This is a genomic window from Pseudonocardia sp. D17 (assembly GCF_036984265.1).
GTDB lineage: Bacteria > Actinomycetota > Actinomycetes > Mycobacteriales > Pseudonocardiaceae > Pseudonocardia > Pseudonocardia benzenivorans.
Genome location: NZ_BPRG01000078.1, coordinates 1 through 1452, shown reverse-complemented (window position 1 = coordinate 1452; position 1452 = coordinate 1). Strand labels below are relative to the sequence as shown.

Sequence of the window (1452 nt, the reverse complement as noted above, 5' to 3'; positions counted from 1 at the left end):
GGCTCTTCACAATCCAGGGTGTAGCCGCGGCCGGAAGCCGCCGGCCTCCAGTAGCGATCGGGCGACATAGTTGGTGAGGTTGCGGAAGCCCAGGGCTGAGCCGCGTAGGTGCTCCAGTCGTCCATTGATCGCCTCGGTCGGGCCGTTGCTGGTGCCGGGTCGGTCGAAGTAGGCCAGGACGTCCTCGGCCCGCTTCTTCAGGGTCCGCCCGAGCGTGCGGAGCTCGGTGAGGGCGGTCGGGACGCCGGTGGTGACGGACTCGATCAGGTTGGTCATGAGCTGCTTGCCGCGGTCGCGGTCGGGCTCTCGATAGGCACCGATCATGCGCTGGTAGATGCCCCAGGTGGCCTCGACCTGGACGTGTTCCTCGTTCTCGAACAGCGCCGTCAGGCGCTGGCGTTGCCGGTCGGTGAGCAGATCGTGGCCGGTGTGAAGGGTCCGTCGGGCTTGGTAGAGCGGGTCGTCCTTGCGGCCTCGGTGCCCGTGCAGGTCCTGCTGGACCCGGCGCCGGCAGCGGTCCAGGGCGTCGCCGGCGAGACGGACGACGTGGAACGGGTCCATCACCGCCACGGCCTCGGGCAGCTCTTCGGTGGTCGCGGTCTTGAAGCCGGTGAAGCCGTCCATGGCGACGACCTCCAGGCCGTCGCGCCAGGCCCTCGGCCGCTCGGCAAGCCACGTCTTGAACGCCTGCTTTGAGCGGCCCTCGACCATGGCCAGCAGTCGTGAGGGGCCGGTCCTGTCGCGGACCGGGGTGAGGTCGATGACGACGGTGACGAACTTGTCGCCGCGGCGGGTGTGGCGCCAGACGTGCTCGTCGACGCCGATGACCTTCACGTCGTCGAAGCGGGTCGGGTCGTCGAGCAGGGCGCGCCTGCCTTCGGCGAGGACGGCGTCGTTGGCGGTGTCCCAGGACACCGCCAGTGCCTCGGCGAGGCGGGCGACGGTCAGGTGCTGGCAGACGAGCCCGACCAGAGCCCACCGCAGGGCGGTCCGGGACAGCTTGGCGCGCGGTTCGGCGGCGCGGCTGGTGTCCTGGCGCCAGACGTGGCCGCAGCCGGTGCACTTGTAGCGGCGGATCGTGACGAGCAGGGTCGTCGGGCGCCAGCCCAGCGGCTCATGCGCCAGACGCCTGGTGACGGTGTCCCGCGGGCTGCCTTCACAGCCGCATCGACGGCACCAGTGGTCGTCCGCTTGGTCCTCGACCCGGCAGGCGAGCACCGCTCTGTCCGGCTGCAGGTGCTGGCCGACGACAACGAGACCCAGCTCGTCCAGGCGGCAGAACGTCGTGACGTCAGGGGTCGTGAAGGTAGCGTCAGACACGTCGAGGTCTTCCTGGATGGCGGCGTGAGAACTTCTCATCCTCGGGAGGCCTCGACCTCTACCCGTGCACCGACGCGCCGACCACCCCGCGCGCCACCAGACCGCCAACTACACCCTCATCTGGGAAGAGCC

The 1452-nt window shown here is 69.9% G+C and carries 1 protein-coding gene; it reads right to left on the bottom strand.

Annotation, left to right across the window (positions count from 1 at the left end; genetic code table 11):
* Positions 1-6: 6 nt before the first annotated feature.
* Positions 7-1320 (bottom strand): ISL3 family transposase, encoded by a 1314-nt coding sequence (locus tag PSD17_RS14280; RefSeq protein ID WP_339122922.1) that lies wholly within the window; start codon positions 1318-1320, stop codon positions 7-9.
* Positions 1321-1452: the final 132 nt, after the last annotated feature.